The 16,539-nt window shown below is 66.7% G+C and carries 13 protein-coding genes; 9 read left to right on the forward strand and 4 right to left on the reverse strand.

The features are described from left to right. Positions 1–76: 76 nt before the first annotated feature. The 5 genes from AC5RT3_RS14255 to proC all read left to right on the forward strand — a co-directional run bounded on the left by AC5RT3_RS14255 (position 77) and on the right by proC (position 7,306). Positions 77–1,729, forward strand: coding sequence for a DUF7059 domain-containing protein (locus AC5RT3_RS14255; protein ID WP_494124485.1), 1,653 nt, complete (start codon positions 77–79; stop codon positions 1,727–1,729). A gap of 123 nt (positions 1,730–1,852) precedes the next feature. Next, positions 1,853–4,579: a type I DNA topoisomerase gene (gene topA / locus AC5RT3_RS14260; RefSeq protein WP_494009959.1), complete on the forward strand. Its 2,727-nt coding sequence runs from the start codon at positions 1,853–1,855 to the stop codon at positions 4,577–4,579. A gap of 73 nt (positions 4,580–4,652) precedes the next feature. Further along, positions 4,653–5,105 carry an SseB family protein gene (locus AC5RT3_RS14265; protein WP_494102698.1) on the forward strand — a complete coding sequence of 151 codons (453 nt, stop codon included), beginning with the start codon at positions 4,653–4,655 and terminating at the stop codon, positions 5,103–5,105. Positions 5,106–5,175: 70 nt separating this feature from the next. Then, positions 5,176–6,165, forward strand: a complete 990-nt coding sequence (locus AC5RT3_RS14270) for a Ppx/GppA phosphatase family protein (protein ID WP_494009961.1) — start codon at positions 5,176–5,178, stop codon at positions 6,163–6,165. A 307-nt stretch (positions 6,166–6,472) separates the two neighbouring features. Next, entirely contained in the window at positions 6,473–7,306 is an 834-nt protein-coding gene (proC, locus tag AC5RT3_RS14275) for a pyrroline-5-carboxylate reductase (protein WP_494124486.1), read from the forward strand. Positions 7,307–7,383: 77 nt separating this feature from the next. Here proC and AC5RT3_RS14280 read toward each other — a convergent pair whose 3' ends face one another. Beyond that, on the reverse strand, positions 7,384–8,022 hold the full coding sequence (locus AC5RT3_RS14280) for a potassium channel family protein (protein WP_494010357.1): 639 nt from the start codon (positions 8,020–8,022) through the stop codon (positions 7,384–7,386). 40 nt (positions 8,023–8,062) lie between these two features. Further along, entirely contained in the window at positions 8,063–9,496 is a 1,434-nt protein-coding gene (locus AC5RT3_RS14285) for a TrkH family potassium uptake protein (protein ID WP_494124487.1), read from the reverse strand. Positions 9,497–9,600: 104 nt separating this feature from the next. Between AC5RT3_RS14285 and AC5RT3_RS14290 the strand changes: the two genes are divergently transcribed. Next, a complete protein-coding gene (locus tag AC5RT3_RS14290) occupies positions 9,601–10,812 on the forward strand; it encodes an acetoin utilization protein AcuC (protein WP_494124488.1) in 1,212 nt (403 codons plus the stop codon). A gap of 158 nt (positions 10,813–10,970) precedes the next feature. Then, entirely contained in the window at positions 10,971–11,525 is a 555-nt protein-coding gene (locus tag AC5RT3_RS14295; protein ID WP_494124489.1) for an ArsR/SmtB family transcription factor, read from the forward strand. 4 nt (positions 11,526–11,529) lie between these two features. Here AC5RT3_RS14295 and AC5RT3_RS14300 read toward each other — a convergent pair whose 3' ends face one another. Next, entirely contained in the window at positions 11,530–12,867 is a 1,338-nt protein-coding gene (locus AC5RT3_RS14300; protein ID WP_494124490.1) for an alpha-hydroxy acid oxidase, read from the reverse strand. Between the two features lie 99 nt (positions 12,868–12,966). On the opposite strand from AC5RT3_RS14300, the gene AC5RT3_RS14305 reads away from it, so the two are divergent. Further along, positions 12,967–13,653: a FadR/GntR family transcriptional regulator gene (locus tag AC5RT3_RS14305; RefSeq protein ID WP_494124491.1), complete on the forward strand. Its 687-nt coding sequence runs from the start codon at positions 12,967–12,969 to the stop codon at positions 13,651–13,653. A gap of 6 nt (positions 13,654–13,659) precedes the next feature. Here AC5RT3_RS14305 and AC5RT3_RS14310 read toward each other — a convergent pair whose 3' ends face one another. Then, on the reverse strand, positions 13,660–14,694 hold the full coding sequence (locus tag AC5RT3_RS14310; protein WP_494124492.1) for a LacI family DNA-binding transcriptional regulator: 1,035 nt from the start codon (positions 14,692–14,694) through the stop codon (positions 13,660–13,662). A gap of 365 nt (positions 14,695–15,059) precedes the next feature. Here AC5RT3_RS14310 and AC5RT3_RS14315 point away from each other — a divergent pair, with 365 nt between their 5' ends. Continuing rightward, positions 15,060–16,514, forward strand: a complete 1,455-nt coding sequence (locus tag AC5RT3_RS14315) for a Gfo/Idh/MocA family oxidoreductase (RefSeq protein ID WP_494124493.1) — start codon at positions 15,060–15,062, stop codon at positions 16,512–16,514. Positions 16,515–16,539 lie beyond the last annotated feature (25 nt).

Here is a 16,539-nt window from a genome sequence, read left to right on the forward strand (position 1 = left end):
GCTACCCCGCGGACAGGACACCCCTTGTACGAGACCCCGTCCGCCCCTGCCCGGACCGCCGGACTAAACTTGACCGGTGCCTAGATCCCCATACGAGTTTTCCGCCGGCAGCATCCCCGACGCCCCGCGCAGCGACCTTCCCCAACTGCTGTCGGCCCTCGCAGCGGACCTGCGCCGGACCGGATACACCCTCGATGGCGTCGCGCAGCTCCTTGGGCCCGCGGCCTCGGCGGCACTCAACAGGGACCAGATCATCCCGGCCCTGCTGGCCACCGAACGCGCGGCCCGGCGGGACGAAAGTGCCCGGCCGCTTGCCGCCGTCGTCCGTCTTTGGCTCCTGGCCGAACCGCAGGAACGGGACGTGCTGGACGCCGCCCTCCCGGGCATCCGCAGCGGGGGCCTCCTGGAACTGGGGCTGGTGCAGCCGGTGTCCGGCAGCACCCTGCTGGCAGCCAAGGCTGACCTGCGCCCCTACGGCTGGGACGCGAATGAGGATGGAAGCGGCGGGGCCGAGCTGTGGGTGGCCAGCGACCTCGCGGCCCACCAGCAGGAGGGGGTCCTCCGGCATGACCACGTCCTGGGCATCGGGCAGGCCTCCACCACCCTGGTGCAGACCACCATCCGCCGCCACACCAGGCGGGCTCTGGACCTTGGCACGGGGTGCGGGATCCAGACGTTCCACCTGCTGCACCACTGCGAGCACGTGACGGCCACGGACATTTCAGAACGTGCGCTCGCCTTCACCCGTTTTAACATCCTGCTCAACGCCGAGCCCCTTTCCGTGGACCCGGCCCGGTTCGAGGACCGCGTGAGCCTCCGCCTGGGGTCGCTCCTGGAACCGGTAGCCGGCGAGGAATTTGACCTGGTGGTGTCAAACCCGCCCTTCGTCATCACGCCCCGCCGCGCCGGAGAGGACGCCGCGGGACAGTTCACCTACCGCGACGGCGGGCTGCCGGGCGATGACATCGTTTCCTCGCTGGTGGCGGACCTGCCCGGCGTGCTGGCGCCGGGCGGCACGGCGCAGATGCTCGGCAACTGGGAGGTGACAGCCGACGCGGAGTGGCACGAACGGCCCAGGAACTGGGTCCGGCCCGGCACGGACGCATGGTTCATCCAGCGCGAGCAGGTCAGCCCGGAGCAGTACGCCGAGACCTGGCTGCAGGACGCGTCCGAAGGCCGTGACCGGCAGCATTACCGGGATGCTTACGCCGCCTACCTTAGCGACTTCGAGTCCCGGAACGTGGAAGGGATCGGCTTCGGCATGGTCTGGCTCCGCCGTCCCCTGCCTGGCGGGCAGGCCACCGTCAGTCGCTTCGAGGAAATCACCTACCCCATCGAGCAGCCCATCGGTCCCCACCTGGGCGCCGCCGTCGAACGCTGCGACTGGCTCGCTGCCAACAGGCTCGAGGACACTCACCTGCTGGTGGCGGAGGACGTCACCGAGGAACGGCACCAGCGGCCCGGCGCGGAGCATCCGGGCGTGATCCTGCTCCGCCAGGGGGCCGGGCTGCGGCGGACCAACCTGCTCAGCACCGAACTCGCCGGGTTCGTGTCGGCCTGCGACGGCGACCTGACCGCCGGCCAGATCGCGGGCGCCCTGGAGGCGCTCCTGGGCGGCGGCATTGACCGCGCCGGCACGGAATTCGATGCCGGCAGCTTCCGCAGCGCGCTGCTGGCCGACGTGGAAAACCTGGTCCGCGACGGCTTCCTGGTTCCGGCCCACGGCTGAGCCATTCGGAGCCTTTGCGCACCGCAGGGTTTTCCACACCGAATGCGCACAATTGTCCAAAATATGGTGAACTAGGCCAATATGGGCTCATCTGCCCCAGCAACCTTTTTCTGTAGGAGCACCGTGCCAAGCAAGGCCAAAACCGGCAAGAAACTCGTGATTGTGGAGTCTCCGGCCAAGAGCAAGACCATCGCCAAGTACCTGGGCGAGGGCTTCATTGTCGAGGCCTCCATCGGTCACATCCGCGACCTGCCGCAGCCGTCTGAGCTTCCCGCAGAACTGAAGAAAACCTCGGTAGGCAAGTTCGCCGTCGATATCGAGCACGACTTCAAGCCCTACTACGTGGTGTCCGCGGACAAGAAGAAAAAGGTCACTGAACTCAAGGCGGCGCTCAAAGACGCCGACGAACTCTACCTCGCAACCGATGGGGACCGCGAGGGCGAAGCCATCGCGTGGCACCTGCTGGAAGTGCTCAAGCCCAAGGTCCCGGTATACCGGATGACGTTCGGCGAAATCACCAAGGAAGCGATCCAGCGCGCCATGGGCAACCTGCGCGACGTCGACTCCGCACTGGTGGACGCACAGGAAACCCGCCGCATCCTGGACCGCCTCTACGGCTACGAGATCTCTCCCGTCCTGTGGCGCAAGGTGGCCCGCGGCCTGTCCGCCGGCCGCGTCCAGTCCGTTGTCACCCGTATGGTGGTGGACCGCGAACGCGAACGCATGGCATTCAAGGCGGCGTCCTACTGGGACCTCACCGGCCAGTTCGGCGCCGACGCCGGCTCCTTCAAGGCCAAGCTCGCCGCCGTTGACGGTGCAAAGGTCGCCACCGGCCGTGACTTCAACGACGACGGCGTCCTGGTCTCCAAGAACGTCGCCCACCTCAACGAGGAACTTGCCTCGTCGCTTGCCGCCGGGCTCCAGGACGCGGACTTCCGCGTCCGCTCGGTGGACACCAAGCCGTACACGCGGCGCCCCGCCGCGCCGTTCACCACCTCGACGCTGCAGCAGGAAGCAGGCCGCAAGCTGCGGTTCTCCTCCAAGAGCACCATGCAGATCGCACAGCGGCTGTATGAAAACGGCTACATCACCTATATGCGTACGGACTCCTCGGCGCTGAGCGACGAGGCCATCACCGCCGCCCGCCGGCAGGCGTCGGAGCTGTACGGCCCCGAGTACATTCCGGGCTCGCCCCGGGTCTACTCCAACAAGGCCGCGAACGCGCAGGAAGCCCACGAGGCCATCCGTCCCGCTGGCGACTCGTTCCGGACCCCGGCGCAGGTTGCCTCGCAGCTCTCCGGCGACGAGTTCCGGCTCTACGAGCTGATCTGGAAGCGGACCGTCGCCTCCCAGATGGCCGACGCCAAGGGTTCGACGGCCACCATCCGGCTCGGTGCGGTGGCATCGGACGGCCGGGACGCAGAGTTCTCCGCTTCCGGCACCGTCATCACCTTCCCCGGATTCCTCGCCGCCTATGAGGAGGGCAAGGACGAGACCCGCGGGGACGACGACTCCGACGAAGGCCGCCGCCTGCCCAACGTGGCCAAGGACGACGCCCTCACGGCGTCGGAGATCGTGGCCGTGGGCCACGAGACCTCACCGCCGCCGCGGTACACCGAAGCGTCGCTGACCGCCGAGCTGGAAAAGAAGGGCATCGGCCGGCCGTCCACCTACGCGTCCACCATCTCCACCATCCAAGACCGCGGCTACGTCCGGAAACAGGGCTCCGCCCTGGTACCCAGCTGGATCGCGTTCTCCGTGATCCGCCTGCTGGAGCAGCACTTCAGCGACTACGTGGACTACGAATTCACGGCCGACATGGAAGGCGACCTGGACAAGATCGCCAACGGCCAGGCCGTGGGTGCTTCCTGGCTTCGCCACTTCTACTTTGGAGAGGATTCCGATCCCGGCCTGCTGAGCATCGTCAACAACCTCGGCGAGATCGACGCGCGGGAAATCAACTCTATTCCAATCACCGACGAGATCACCCTGCGGGTGGGCAAGTTCGGCCCGTACCTGGAGAGCTCCGCGGCCACTGTCGACCCCAAGACGGGGGAGATCGTGGAATCGGCGCGCGCGAACGTCCCGGAGGACCTTGCCCCGGACGAACTGACGGCTGCCAAGGCCATCGAGCTGATGGAGACCGCCGCCCCCGAGGAACGCGTGCTGGGCACCGACCCGCACACCGGCCACACCATCGTGGCCAAGAACGGCCGCTACGGCGCGTATGTCACCGAGATCATCCCCGAGATGACCGAGGAACAGATCGCCGCCCAGCCCGTCGAGTACTACAAGAACGGCAAGCCCAAGCCGCCCAAGAAACCGGTCAAGGCCAAGCCGCGCACCGGCTCGCTCTTCAAGTCCATGACGGTTGAGTCGGTGACCCTGGACGAGGCACTGCAGCTCATGAGCCTGCCGCGGGTCCTGGGCGAGGACGCCGAGGGCAACGCCATCACGGTGCAGAACGGCCGCTTCGGCCCGTACCTGAAGAAGGGGACAGACTCCCGGTCCATCGGCTCGGAAGAGGAAATCTTCACCATCACGCTGGAGCAGGCGCTGGAGATCTACTCCCAGCCGAAGCAACGTGGTGCCCGTGCAGCCGTACCGCCGCTGGCGGAGTTCGGCCCGGACCCGGTGTCGGAGAAGAACATCGTGGTGAAGGAGGGCCGCTTCGGGCCCTACATCACCGACGGCATCACCAACATCACTGTTCCCCGCGCCACCTCCCTGGAGGAACTGACGCGGGAACAGGCTGTGGAGCTCCTCGCCGAGAAGCGTGCCAAGGGGCCGGTCAAGCGCACCGCCACCCGGAAGGCGCCGGCCAAGAAGAAGGCCACGGCGAAGAAGTAGGCTGGTGGCCGGGCAGCGGCCCGGCCACCGGCGGGGAATTGCACAGGGCACCCGAACGTGATCGGGTAGGGGGATGACTGAACAGCCTGCAATTGCCGACCCCACTCCGCTGAACGACCTCGAGGAGCAGCTCGCCAAGGGCGGACAGCCGGACGCGAGTCCCGTGGACGTCATCCTGTCCTTCCTCAACAGCGAGGTCTACATCATCAGCTCTGATACGGTGGAGGGCGAGGACTCCCAGGTGGAGCCGCTGGTCCTGGCCAATGCCGAGGGTGACCCCGTCCTGGCCGTCTTCTCACACCCGAGCCGGGTGGACCGGCAGTACCTGGATGCCGCACCGAACGTACTGGGCACCCAGGGCGCAGCGATCATCGCCAACATAGGTGAGGAGCTGGGCATGGTGATCAACCCAGGCGCTGCCTACGGCTTCGAAATCAACCCGGAGGGCGTGGCCAACATCAAGCGCGACTTCAAGCGCGCGGACGAGCTTCCGCACACCGCCCCGGAGGACCCTGCCGGCATCTGAGCACGTCAACGGGCTGCGCACCGCGGTGCCCAGTTGGAATACGGCGCCCGCGCCGGTGAATAATGTCACCATGCGGCTAGGCGTCCTCGATATCGGGTCCAACACTGTCCATCTTCTGCTGGTGGATGCCCACCCTGGCGCGCGGCCGGTTCCGTTTGCCTCGCACAAGCGCCCCCTGTCCCTGGTCCAGTACCTGGAACCGGACGGCAGCATCAGTGATGCCGGGCAGCACGAGCTTACGGAGTTCGTCCTGGAAGCCTGGGAGTTCGCGGCCCGGCACAAGGCCGAAGACCTGCTGGCTTTCTGTACCTCCGCCATCCGTGAAGCAACCAACGGGCCGGAGGTGCTGGCCCGGGTCAAGCATGAAACCACGGTGACGCTGCAGGAACTCAGCGGCAGCGAGGAGGCGTCCATGACGTTCTTCGCCGTCCGGCGCTGGCACGGCTGGGGCGCCGGGCCCATCCTGAACCTGGACATCGGGGGCGGGTCCTTCGAAATGGCCTTCGGACAGGATGAGCTGCCTGAGTTGGCCACCTCGGTGCCGCTCGGCGCCAGCAGGCTGACCCGTGACTGGCTCGCCGATGATCCGCCCACTGCCAAGAGCGTCAAGGAACTGCGGCGCTACATCCGGGCCACCCTGAAGCCGGCTGTCCGTGAGTTCGACAGCCTGGGCAGGGCGAACGTTGTTGCCGGCACGTCGAAGACCTTCCGGTCCCTTGCCCGGATAGCCGGGGCAGCCCCCAGCGATGCCGGTCCCTACGTCAAACGCGAGCTCAACGCCACGGACCTGGGCATCTGGGCCCAGCGTATTTCCGCCATGAAGGCCGAGGACCGGCTGCACCTGCCGGGTGTCTCGGAAGCGCGTGCCCACCAGCTGCTGGCCGGGGCGCTGGTTGCCGAGGCCGCACTGGAGTTGTTCAAGTTCAAGAAGCTGCGGATCTGTCCCTGGGCCCTGCGTGAGGGCCTCATCCTCCGGCGGCTCGACCAGCTGGTCTTCGACGGGCCGCTCGAGCCCGCGCCGCACATTGCGCCGCCGCAGGCTGTCCGGGCCGCCGTGTAGTTGCCTGCCCTCGGGGAGCAGGGCCGGAGGCTGCTAAAGGGGCGGAAGGCTGCTTAAAAGCGGAAACACCGGGGCCGGCAACAGGAAAATGGGGGAAAACCTGTTGCCGGCCGCCGGTGCCCTGGCAGGCATCCCCATGCCTGCCGCATCACTCGCACCCTCAATGAGGTAATAACCACAGTAGGGGCGCCAGATGTGAGCTACCTGCACTGAACATGGGAGCAACCTGTGAATACGTGCAGCGCTGTTCGGGAGATGGTGGCGTAAGGAATCGGCACGGGCCATGCCTAACTGCAATGATGGAGCCATGAGCAACCGAATCGCCTTCCTTGGCTGTGGGTCCATGAACGAAGCCATCCTGAGTGGCTTGCTGGAAGCAGGAACGGATCCGGCGGACATCGTCGCCACCGTCCGGCGCGCTGAGCATGCCGCGGAACTGGCCGAACGGTACCACGGGATCACGGCCATCGCCGGCGAGGAGGAGCCGGACAACAACAAGCAGGCCACCAAGGGGTCAGGCGTGGTCATCCTGGGCGTCAAACCGGTAGGCATCACCGACCTCGCCCGGGAAATCAGCGGAGCCCTGGCACCGGACACCGTGGTGGTGAGCGTGGCGGCGGCCGTGTCCATCGCCCAGCTCGAGGCCGCCCTTCCGGCAGGCCAGCCGGTCATCCGGACCATGCCCAACACCCCGGCCAAACTGGGCCGCGGCGTCGTGTCCGTGTCGCCGGGAACCAACTGCAGCCCGGAACAGCTGCAAAAGGTCAAGGACATCCTGCAGGGCACAGGAACCGTCGTCGAGGTCCCCGAGGAACAGGTGGATGCCCTCTCGGCCATCAGCGGCTCAGGGCCCGCATACGCGTTCTACCTCGCCGAGGCGATGGCCGCGGCCGGCGAGGAACTGGGCCTGGACCGTGAACTGTCACTGCTCCTGGCCCGCGAAACTGTGGCCGGCGCCGGGCTCATGCTCGCCGAGCCGGGCGCAGACCCGTCCGCCCTGCGCAAAGCGGTCACCAGCCCCAAGGGCACCACGGAGCGGGCCATCGCCACCTTTGATGAGCGGGGCATGCCCTCCATCATCGCCGCCGGCGCCCGCGCAGCGGCAGACCGGGCAGCGGAGATCACCCGCCAGCTCGGCTAACCCGGAGCTTTTGTCCAGATATGGAGGCTTCCGCGGCCTGGAAGTCACCATATCTGGACAAAACCCTAAGCGAAGGGTCAGGGGCGGGCGGCGAACCGTTCCAGCAGGTCCACGTGCCCGGACACGATCAGCATGTCACGGGAGGACACCTTGGTTTCCGGGCGGGCGTATGTGAAGTCCTCGCCCGGGGACTTCACCCCGACGATCGTCACACCGTACTTGGAGCGCACCTTGGACTCGTCCAGGGTGAAGCCCACGGTTTCGCGCGGCGGGTACATCTTCACGATGGCGAAGTCGTCGTCGAACTCGATGAAGTCGAGCATGCGGCCGGACACCAGGTGCGCGGCGCGGACGCCGGCGTCGGCCTCGGGGTAAATGACGTGGTTGGCGCCGATGCGGGTGAGGATCTTGCCGTGCGACGGCGTGATGGCCTTCACCCACAGGTGTTCGATGCCCAGATCCACGAGGTTGACGGTGATCAGTACCGAAGACTCGATGGACGTGCCGACGCCCACGACGGCGGAGCTGAATTCCTGCGCGCCAAGTTGGCGGAGGGCGTCGATGTTCGTGGCGTCGGCCTCCACCACGTGTGTGAGGGTTGAGGCCCACTTCTGCACCAGGCTCCGGTCGCGCTCGATGGCAAGGACCTCCCGGCCCTGTTTGACCAGTTGCTCGGCAGTCGCTGAGCCGAAGCGTCCCAACCCCACCACCAGCACGGGGGCATTGTGGGCGGGACGCCTGCCGACTTCTGTGGAACTAGCCAATGATGGGCCTCTCTTCCGGATAGTGGTAAAGCTGCCTGCGTTGCCGCAGGGCAAGGGCTGCGGCGAGGGTCACGGTTCCCACACGTCCCATAAACATCAATGCTGTCAGCACGTAAGCACCGGCAGGTGGTACCTCAGCGCTCAGGTTCGTGCTCAGGCCACAGGTGGCAAAAGCGGAGATGGCTTCAAAGAGGACGCGGTCCAAAGATTCACCGCTGATTGACAACAGCAGGAACGATCCAACGGAAACCAGGGTTGCCCCCGCAACGATAACGGAAATGGCCACCCGCATGGCACCCTCCGGGATGGTGCGTCCGTGGACCTTCACGTCGGCGTCGCCCCGGGCTTCGGCCGCAATGGCCAGGAACATGACGGCAATCGTGGTCACCTTGATGCCGCCCGCCGTGGATGCCGATCCTCCGCCGGCGAACATCAGAGCGTCGGTCAGCAGCATGGTGGTGGACTCCAGCTGGTTCTGGTCCACCAGGTTGAAGCCGCCGGAACGGATCTGGACTGACGCGAAGACGGAATTCAGGATCTTGTCACTGAAACTGAGCAAGCCAATGGTCCGGGCATTGTCCCACTCCATCAACGCCCAAAGGATGCTTCCTGCTGCGAAGAGGATGAGTGAAACCTCAATGGTCAGCTTGGTGTGCAGATTCCATTTTTTCCAGTTCAGGCCGTTCTGCAGCAGAACCATAACCACCGGAAATCCGAGGCTGCCGAAAAATACACCAGCCATGATCGGAACAAGTATCCACAAGTCACTGGCGAAGGGAACGATGCCGTCTGCATGGGCCGTGAATCCTGCGTTGTTGAACGAGGAGATGGCATAGAAGAACCCATGCCAGACCGCACCCCAGAAACTCTCGCCCAGGACGAGGAACCGGGGGATCAGGACCAGGGCAAGGGCGGCTTCGATCACCACAGACGTGGTGATGACAATCCGCAACAGGGCGCCCACTTCACCAAGGCGTCCGGCGTTATTCATCGATTCCGCCGCGATGATCTTGCCGCGGACCCCGAGCCTCTTGCTCACCATCAGTGCGAGGAGTGACGCAAGCGTCAGCGTGCCCAGGCCGCCGATGAACACGCCGATCAGAATCACCAGCTGGCCGAAAAAGGACCAATGGACGGCAGTTGTGACCACCGTCAAGCCGGTAACGCAGACAGCGGATACCGCAGTGAACATGGCCTGATGCAGGGGAGTGGACTGCCCATCCGCCGCCGCGGCCGGCAGCGAGAGCAGGAACGTAAATAGAAGGCAGACGGCGGCAAACACGGTCAGGGCAAGCCGGGCGGGGGAGGTGTTGGCGATATCGTCGATGAAGTCGCGCAGCCGCGTCAGTATCCAGAGGCCTTCCCGCTCCTGTGCTGCGGGATGCCAGCTGGCCGGATTCCGTGGCCTCGACTGGCTTTGCGTCATGTGTGGCTTTTCCTCGGTTGAATCTGATTCCCTCTGTAGTAAACCACTAATGCCCGCGTAATGGCCGGGCCGGGCGGGGCCGGTGCTCGGGTAGCCTGTGATTGATGACATACCTGCCCGGTCTCAGCAAGCCCGCGCCGCCAACGGTGGTGGCGTGGGGTCCTGACATGACCGCCTACAACTTTGGCCCGGGCCACCCGATGGCGCCGGAGCGGATGGATCTCACCGCCCGCCTGGCGCAGAGCCTGGGGCTGTTCGACCTGGACCATGTTTCCGTGGAACCTCCGGAGGTGGCCAGCGACGCCGAGCTCGAACTGGTGCACTCGCCCGAGTTCGTGGCGGCCGTGCGGCGGGTCAGCGAGAACCCTAGGGAGCCGGACGAGTCCCGCGGCCTGGGCACCGAGGATGATCCAGCGTTCGCGGGCATGCATGAGGCGGCCGCACGGCTGGCTGGCGGCTCCCTGCTGTGCGCCGCGCAAATCCTGGACGGCTCGGCCCTGCATGCCGTCAACTTCGGCGGGGGCATGCATCATGCCGCCCGTGACCGTGCCAGCGGCTTCTGCATCTACAACGACGCCGCGCTCGCCGTGCAGAGGTTGCTCGACGGCGGCATCGGCAAGGTGGTGTATATCGACGTCGATGCCCACCATGGTGACGGGACGGAAAGCATCTTCTGGAGCGATCCCCGGGTGCTGACGATTTCACTGCATGAGTCCGGCCTTACCCTGTTTCCCGGGACCGGATTCGCCAACGAAATCGGCGGTCCACAGGCGGAGGGAACGGCCGTGAACCTTTCGTTGCCCGCGGGAACCGGCGACGCCGGGTGGCTCCGGGCCTTCTACGCGGTGGTGCCGCAGCTCGTGGCCGCCTTCGGGCCGGAAGTGATCGTGAGCCAGCACGGCTGCGACTCCCACCGGACGGATCCGCTCACGCACCTCAATCTCAGCGTGGACGGCCAACGGGAGGCGGCCAGCGCCGTCGGGCAGCTCGCCGAACACCACTGCGGCGGCCGCTGGATTGCCACCGGCGGCGGCGGGTACAACGTCCTGGACGTGGTTCCCCGGGCGTGGAGCCACCTGGTGGCCATCGCCGCCGGGCGGCCCGTCCCACTGCGCGCGGCCGTGCCCCAGGACTGGCGGGACTACGTGGAGGACAAGTTCGGGGCCGCTGCTCCCGGGCTGATGGGCGATGACGTGGAGCTCTGGTGGCGGTCCTGGGAGGTGGGTTTCGACCCCAACGATGCCGTGGACCGCACCGTCATGGCCACCCGCAAGGCGGTGTTCCCGCTGCATGGGCTGGATCCCTGGTTCGACTAGGACGGCGCCAGGCGTCGGTCTTCTCGGTTTGGAACACCACTCCCGCCGCAGGGTGTCCAGGCTGTGTTCTAGCACCGGCCGGGGCAGCGGGCAAGGGGCGGCTCCGGGGGCCGAAATAGTTGATGCCTTTCGGCGTATATGTCGCTAGGGTGGGAGGCATGGTGACAGACGACGTTTTTGCCGTCATTGCGGAATCGACCCGGCGGGACATCCTGGTGTCCCTTCGTTCCGGAGACAAAGCCGTGGGGGAACTGGTGGAGGAACTGGCCGCGAGCCAGCCCACCATTTCCAAGCACCTGAAGGTACTGCGCGAGGCCCAGCTGGTCAGCATGCGGGCGCAAGGCCAAAAGCGCTACTACGCGCTGAACCGCAAGCCCCTTGAGGGCATCGCCAGCTGGCTTGAGACGTTCGACGTCGGGTCTCCCGCGGCAGCCGGCGCACCCGGAAAGGCCGCACAGCAGACCGCGGCAGCGCGCGAAACAGCAGCCGCCGGCGGGGAGACGCCCGAAGCCCTAGCCGCGGGCGCCGTCTCCGAAGGCGTGCTGGCGCCCGACGGCGTGGAACTGAGTCCCGCCGTCGTCATCCCTGGCGGCACCACCGCCCCGCTCAGTGATGACAGCGTTCCCCAGCAGATCGGACGCACCGTTGGCCGTGCGGCCACCCGCGCGGCCGACCTGCTGGCAAACCTCCCGAAGTTCGGGCGCAAGAAGTAGCAGCCTACTTCCCCAGCAGCCGGACGTGGTCCGGCGTGAGCTCGGAGATCCGGCTGACACCCAGCAGCGCCATGGTGCGGCCCATGTCCTTCTCAAGGATCTGCAAGGTGCGGTCCACCCCGGCGCGGCCACCGGCCATCAGGCCGTAGAGGTAGGCGCGGCCGATCAGGGTGAAGTCGGCGCCAAGGGCCAGCGAGGCAACGATGTCCGCGCCGCTCATGATGCCGGTGTCCAGCATGATGGCCGCGTCCGTGTTGTCCGCCGCGAAGGCCTGCTTGACCTCCGGGAGCAGGTGGAACGGGATGGGCGCGCGGTCCAGCTGGCGGCCGCCGTGGTTGGACAGTACGACCCCGTCCGCGCCGTGGTCCACCACCCGCCGGGCGTCCTCAACGGTCTGGATGCCCTTGACCACCAGCTTGCCCTTCCAGGTTTCACGCAGCCAGTCGAGGTCCTCGAACGTCAGGGTGGGATCGAACATCGAGTTGATCAGGTCCGCCACCGTGCCGGTGTAGCGGGACAGCGAGGCGAAGGTCAGCGGCTCGTGGGTCAGGAAGTTGAACCACCAGGCCGGCCGGTAGGACGCGTCCAGGACGGTCTTGAGGGTCAGCGCCGGCGGGATGGTCATGCCGTTGCGGACGTCGCGGAGGCGGGCGCCGGCCACGGCGGTGTCGACGGTGACCATGAGGGTGTCGTTGCCGGCCTTGGCAGCGCGTTCGATCAGTTCCAGCGAGCGGTCACGGTCCGTCCACAGGTACAGCTGGAACCAGTTGCGGCCGTTCGGGGCGGCTGCTGCCACGTCCTCGATGGAGGCCGTGCCCATCGTGGAGAGGGTGTAGGGGATGCCCGCCGCTTCGGCTGCCTGGCAACCGGCGTATTCGCCCTCGGACTGCATCATCCGGGTGAAGCCGGTGGGAGCGATGCCTACGGGCAGCCGCGACGGCTTGCCCAGGATCTCGGTGCTGAGGTCGATGGTGGAGACGTTGCGGAGGATGCCGGGGCGGAACTCGATGTCCAGGAACGCCTGGCGGGCGCGGCGCAACGTGATCTCTTCTTCGGCCGCGCCGTCCGTGTAGTCGAACGGTGCCTGCGGCGTGCGGCGCTTGGCGATGTCCCGGAGTTCCCAGATGGTGCTGGTGCGCTTGAGGCGGGCTTCCCTGCTGAACTCCGGCTTCTTGAACTGCATAAGGGGCGCGAGGTCCGCGTACTTGGGGATGCGGCGCTTCAGGGCAGCGGGAACCGCGGACGACGGCGCCGGGGGAGTCTGTGCCGGTGCGGCGGGAATGTCCGTGGCATCCGGGGCGGGGGTTGTCTCCGGATTGTTGGGCTGGATGGTGTGGGTCATGGCGTCCTCTGTTGGGCCGGCAGGTCCGGTTCCGGAACCTTCTGTGGTCTAACCACACTGTAGGCCATGTGGTCCAACCACATCAACTACCATTGGTGCATGCGTACCCACCAGCTTGTCCTGTCCTGGATCGAGAATGAGCTGTCCGCGGGCCGGCTAGCCGTGGGCGGCCGCCTGCCGGCGGAGCGCAGCCTTGCCGAACAGCTGCAGGTCTCCCGGACGTCCGTCCGGGAGGCCATCAGGATCCTGGAAGCTTTGGGAGTGCTGCGGGCAGGCGTGGGATCCGGACCGGAGGCGGGGACGGTGGTCATTTCAGATCCGACGGCGGCACTCGGTTCCGCCCTGCGGCTGCACGTGGCCACCCAGCACCTGCCGGTGGCGGACATCGTGGAGACCCGCGTGCTGCTGGAGTCCTGGGCGGTGGCGAAGGCGGGCCCCGACGCCCCGGAGCTGGACGAGGCCGCCGCGCTGCTAGAGGGCATGGCGGCAGAAGACCTTCCGGTTGCGGAGTTCCTGGCCCTGGACGTGCGGTTCCACCTTGCCCTGGCGGATGCCGCGGGCAACGCCGTGGTCAGCGCCATGATGGGCTCGCTCCGGGAGTCCATCCAGGGGTACGCGGCGGAGCTGACCTCCAACCTCCCGGACTGGGCCACCACGGTGTCCCGGCTTCGGGACGAGCACCACGGCATCCTGGCAGCGATCCGGAACAACGACGGCGCGCTGGCGGCCAAGCTGGTGGCCGCGCATATTGAGGGGTACTACAAGGAAGCCGGGCTGCGCCCGTAGGGGCGCTTAGCCGTGGACCGTGCTGCGGGCGGCCTTGGCCGGGCCGGTGCTGGCGCGCACTTCCAGCCGGGGCTGGTACCGGCTGCCCGGGGTGTCGCTCTGCTCCTTGCGGATGAGCGCGCGCAGCTGCTGCCAAGCCTGTTCGCCCAGTTCGGTGATGGGGACCGCGGCGGTGGTGAGGGCCGGCGTCGTGTATTTGGCGAAGGGGATATCGTCGAAGCCGGTGACTGAGATATCGTTCGGAACGTCCAGCCCGCGTTCATGCAGGCCGCTCATCAGACCCATGGCTACGAGGTCGTTGAAGGCCAGGATTCCGGTGGCGCCGCTGTCCAGGACGGCGTCCACGGCCCCGTGTCCCGTATCGAAGTCCGAGCCGCCCTCGAGCATGATGACCTCCACGTCCGGGTGGGCGGCCTTGAAGGACTCCAGGCCCTGGAGTCGTAGCCCGTTCGATGCACTCCGGGGCGGCCCGGCGAGGAACGCCAGGCGGCTGTGTCCCAGTTCCACCAGGTGTTCGGCGATGTCCTGCACGCCCTGGCCGTAGTCGACCACCAGGCTGGGAACCCCCGCTGTTGAGGTGGTGCGGTTGATCAGGACCAGGGGATGCAGAGACGGTGCGATCTCCTCCAGCTCGGCGTCCGTCATACGGGGTGCGCAGAGGACCAGGCCGTCACAACGACGGCGGGCCTCGCCTGCCAGGATGGCCTCCTCGCTTGAGACCTCGAAGGAATCGGCGATGAGGACGCGGTAGCCGTCCTGGGCGGCGGCACGGCTGAGTCCCCGCAGGATGGCCTGGAAGGTGGGGTTGGCGAGGTCCGGCACCACGATCCCGATGGTGTCCGTCTTGCCCAGGGCAAGGCTTCGGCCGACCGGGTTAGGCTGGTACTTCAGCTCTGCCGCAGCCGCCCTGACGCGGGCGGCGATATCCGGGTCCACCGTGAAGTTGCCGTTCATGACACGGGACACCGTGGCATGCGAAACCCCCGCCTTCGCGGCGACATCCGCGATGCCGATCCTGCCGGATGCAGACTTCCTGACCATAGCGACCCTTCCTTAGCGCCACAGGCCTGTTGGCCTTAGGCCGTTCTGCGGCGGATGGCCGCAGTGCCCGGCCGTCTGGTGGCGGTGTCCTGAGTGACAGCATATAACGCAGCGGGAAAACGATTTCTATCCTTTTCCCATGTTTTCCCAGCGTTTTTCCCGGCAGCCGCTGGTGCCGCTTAGCAAAGGGGGTAGAAAACGCTTTCTTTCAACGGCCGGAATGGTTGACGGATCGCCGCTGCTGTTGATACAAATCATATAGCGAATCGAGAAAACGCTTTCTCGGCCGGTGCAGCAGTCTGCCGGCCACCTCCCCGGAACGGCCGCTGAAAACGGCCGCATCTTGAGCCTTGAAAGGGACCCACATGGTCAACACAGCCGAGCCGAGTTCAGCAGCCACGGTCTCCAATGCCGGCGCTGCGGCCGGCACCGCCACCGCAGCATCCGCCGCTCCGGGGAACGGCGGCAGGGCCCGCATCGCCCTGATCGGCACTGGTGGGCGTTCGGAAATGTACATCCGCGCAATCTTCGGCAACTACGCCTCGACGGCGGAGCTGGTGGCCTTCTCCGACGTCAACCCCGGCCGGGTGGAGTTCTACCAGCAGCTGATCCAGGAACTGGGTGCGCCGGGCACGGTTGCCTCCTTTGATCCCGCGGAGCTCACCGCGTTCATCCAGGCCAACAAGATCGACCGCGTGGTGGTGACCACGCCGGACTACACCCACGCCGACTACATTGTGGAAGCACTCCGGGCAGGCGCGGACGTGGTGGTGGAAAAGCCGCTCACCATTGACGCCGAGGGCTGCCGCCGCATCACCAAAGCAGTGCAGGAGACCGGCCGCAACGTGGTGGTCACGTTCAACTACCGCTATTCGCCGCGCAACAGCGCCCTCAAGGAGATCATCCAGAGCGGCGTGATCGGCAAGGTCACCTCCATCGACTTCAGCTGGGTCCTGGACACCGTCCACGGCGCCGACTACTTCCGCCGCTGGCACCGGGAGAAGAAGAACTCCGGCGGCCTGCTGATCCACAAGGCCTCGCACCACTTCGACCTTGTTAACTGGTGGATTGACGACGTTCCCGAGCGTGTCTTCGCCTCGGGCGGACTGAAGTTTTATGGCGACAAGAACGCGGCGGAGCGCGGCCTGGGCCCCCGCCCGGAACGCGGCACCCCCGACGCCGATGCGCCGGCCGCCACCGAGAAGGATCCGTTCACGCTTGACCTGCGTGAGGACGAGCGGCTGAAGGCCCTCTTCCTGGACAACGAGCACTACGACGGCTACCGCCGCGACCAGGACGTCTTCACCGGCGGCATCACCATCGAGGACAACCTCGCCCTGGTGGTGGAGTACCAGGGCGGCCCGCGCCTGAGCTACTCACTGAATGCCCACAGCCCCTGGGAGGGCTACCGGGTGGCAGTCAACGGCACCGAGGGACGGGCCGAACTGGAAGTGGTGGAACGTGCCGCCGTCACGTCCAGCACCGACAAGAAGACGGTGGTGGACCCCAGCGCAACCCCCATCGAGGAAGACGACGCCATCCGCCGGAACGGCGAACGCCTGGTGGTCCAGCGCCACTGGGAGGCAGCCTACGAGGTGCCGATCGTCAACGGCGAAGGCGGCCACGGCGGCGGTGACGAACTTCTGCTCTCGGACCTCTTCAACGGCCCGGGCGAGGACCCGCTGGGCCGTCCGTCGGGCTACCTGGACGGACTGCGCTCCGTATCGGTGGGCATCGCCGGCAACCGGTCCCTTGAGTCATCCCTGCCCGTACGCATCGAGGACCTGGACCTCGGCGTCGACCTCCGCCGCGGCGCCTAGCCCCTGCCCTGAACGTTAGGAAACA

The organism is Arthrobacter sp. Y3221159, assembly GCF_059089885.1.

Bases quoted from the DNA above. Each gene is read 5' to 3' on its own strand.
- AC5RT3_RS14265 (WP_494102698.1), top strand. From the start codon at position 4,653: ATGACTGAACAGCCTGCAATTGCCGACCCCACTCCGCTGAACGACCTC.
- AC5RT3_RS14270 (WP_494009961.1), top strand. From the start codon at position 5,176: ATGCGGCTAGGCGTCCTCGATATCGGGTCCAACACTGTCCATCTTCTG.
- proC (WP_494124486.1), top strand. From the start codon at position 6,473: ATGAGCAACCGAATCGCCTTCCTTGGCTGTGGGTCCATGAACGAAGCC.
- AC5RT3_RS14285 (WP_494124487.1), bottom strand. From the start codon at position 9,496: ATGACGCAAAGCCAGTCGAGGCCACGGAATCCGGCCAGCTGGCATCCC.
- AC5RT3_RS14290 (WP_494124488.1), top strand. From the start codon at position 9,601: ATGACATACCTGCCCGGTCTCAGCAAGCCCGCGCCGCCAACGGTGGTG.
- AC5RT3_RS14295 (WP_494124489.1), top strand. From the start codon at position 10,971: ATGGTGACAGACGACGTTTTTGCCGTCATTGCGGAATCGACCCGGCGG.
- AC5RT3_RS14300 (WP_494124490.1), bottom strand. From the start codon at position 12,867: ATGACCCACACCATCCAGCCCAACAATCCGGAGACAACCCCCGCCCCG.
- AC5RT3_RS14305 (WP_494124491.1), top strand. From the start codon at position 12,967: ATGCGTACCCACCAGCTTGTCCTGTCCTGGATCGAGAATGAGCTGTCC.
- AC5RT3_RS14310 (WP_494124492.1), bottom strand. From the start codon at position 14,694: ATGGTCAGGAAGTCTGCATCCGGCAGGATCGGCATCGCGGATGTCGCC.
- AC5RT3_RS14315 (WP_494124493.1), top strand. From the start codon at position 15,060: ATGGTCAACACAGCCGAGCCGAGTTCAGCAGCCACGGTCTCCAATGCC.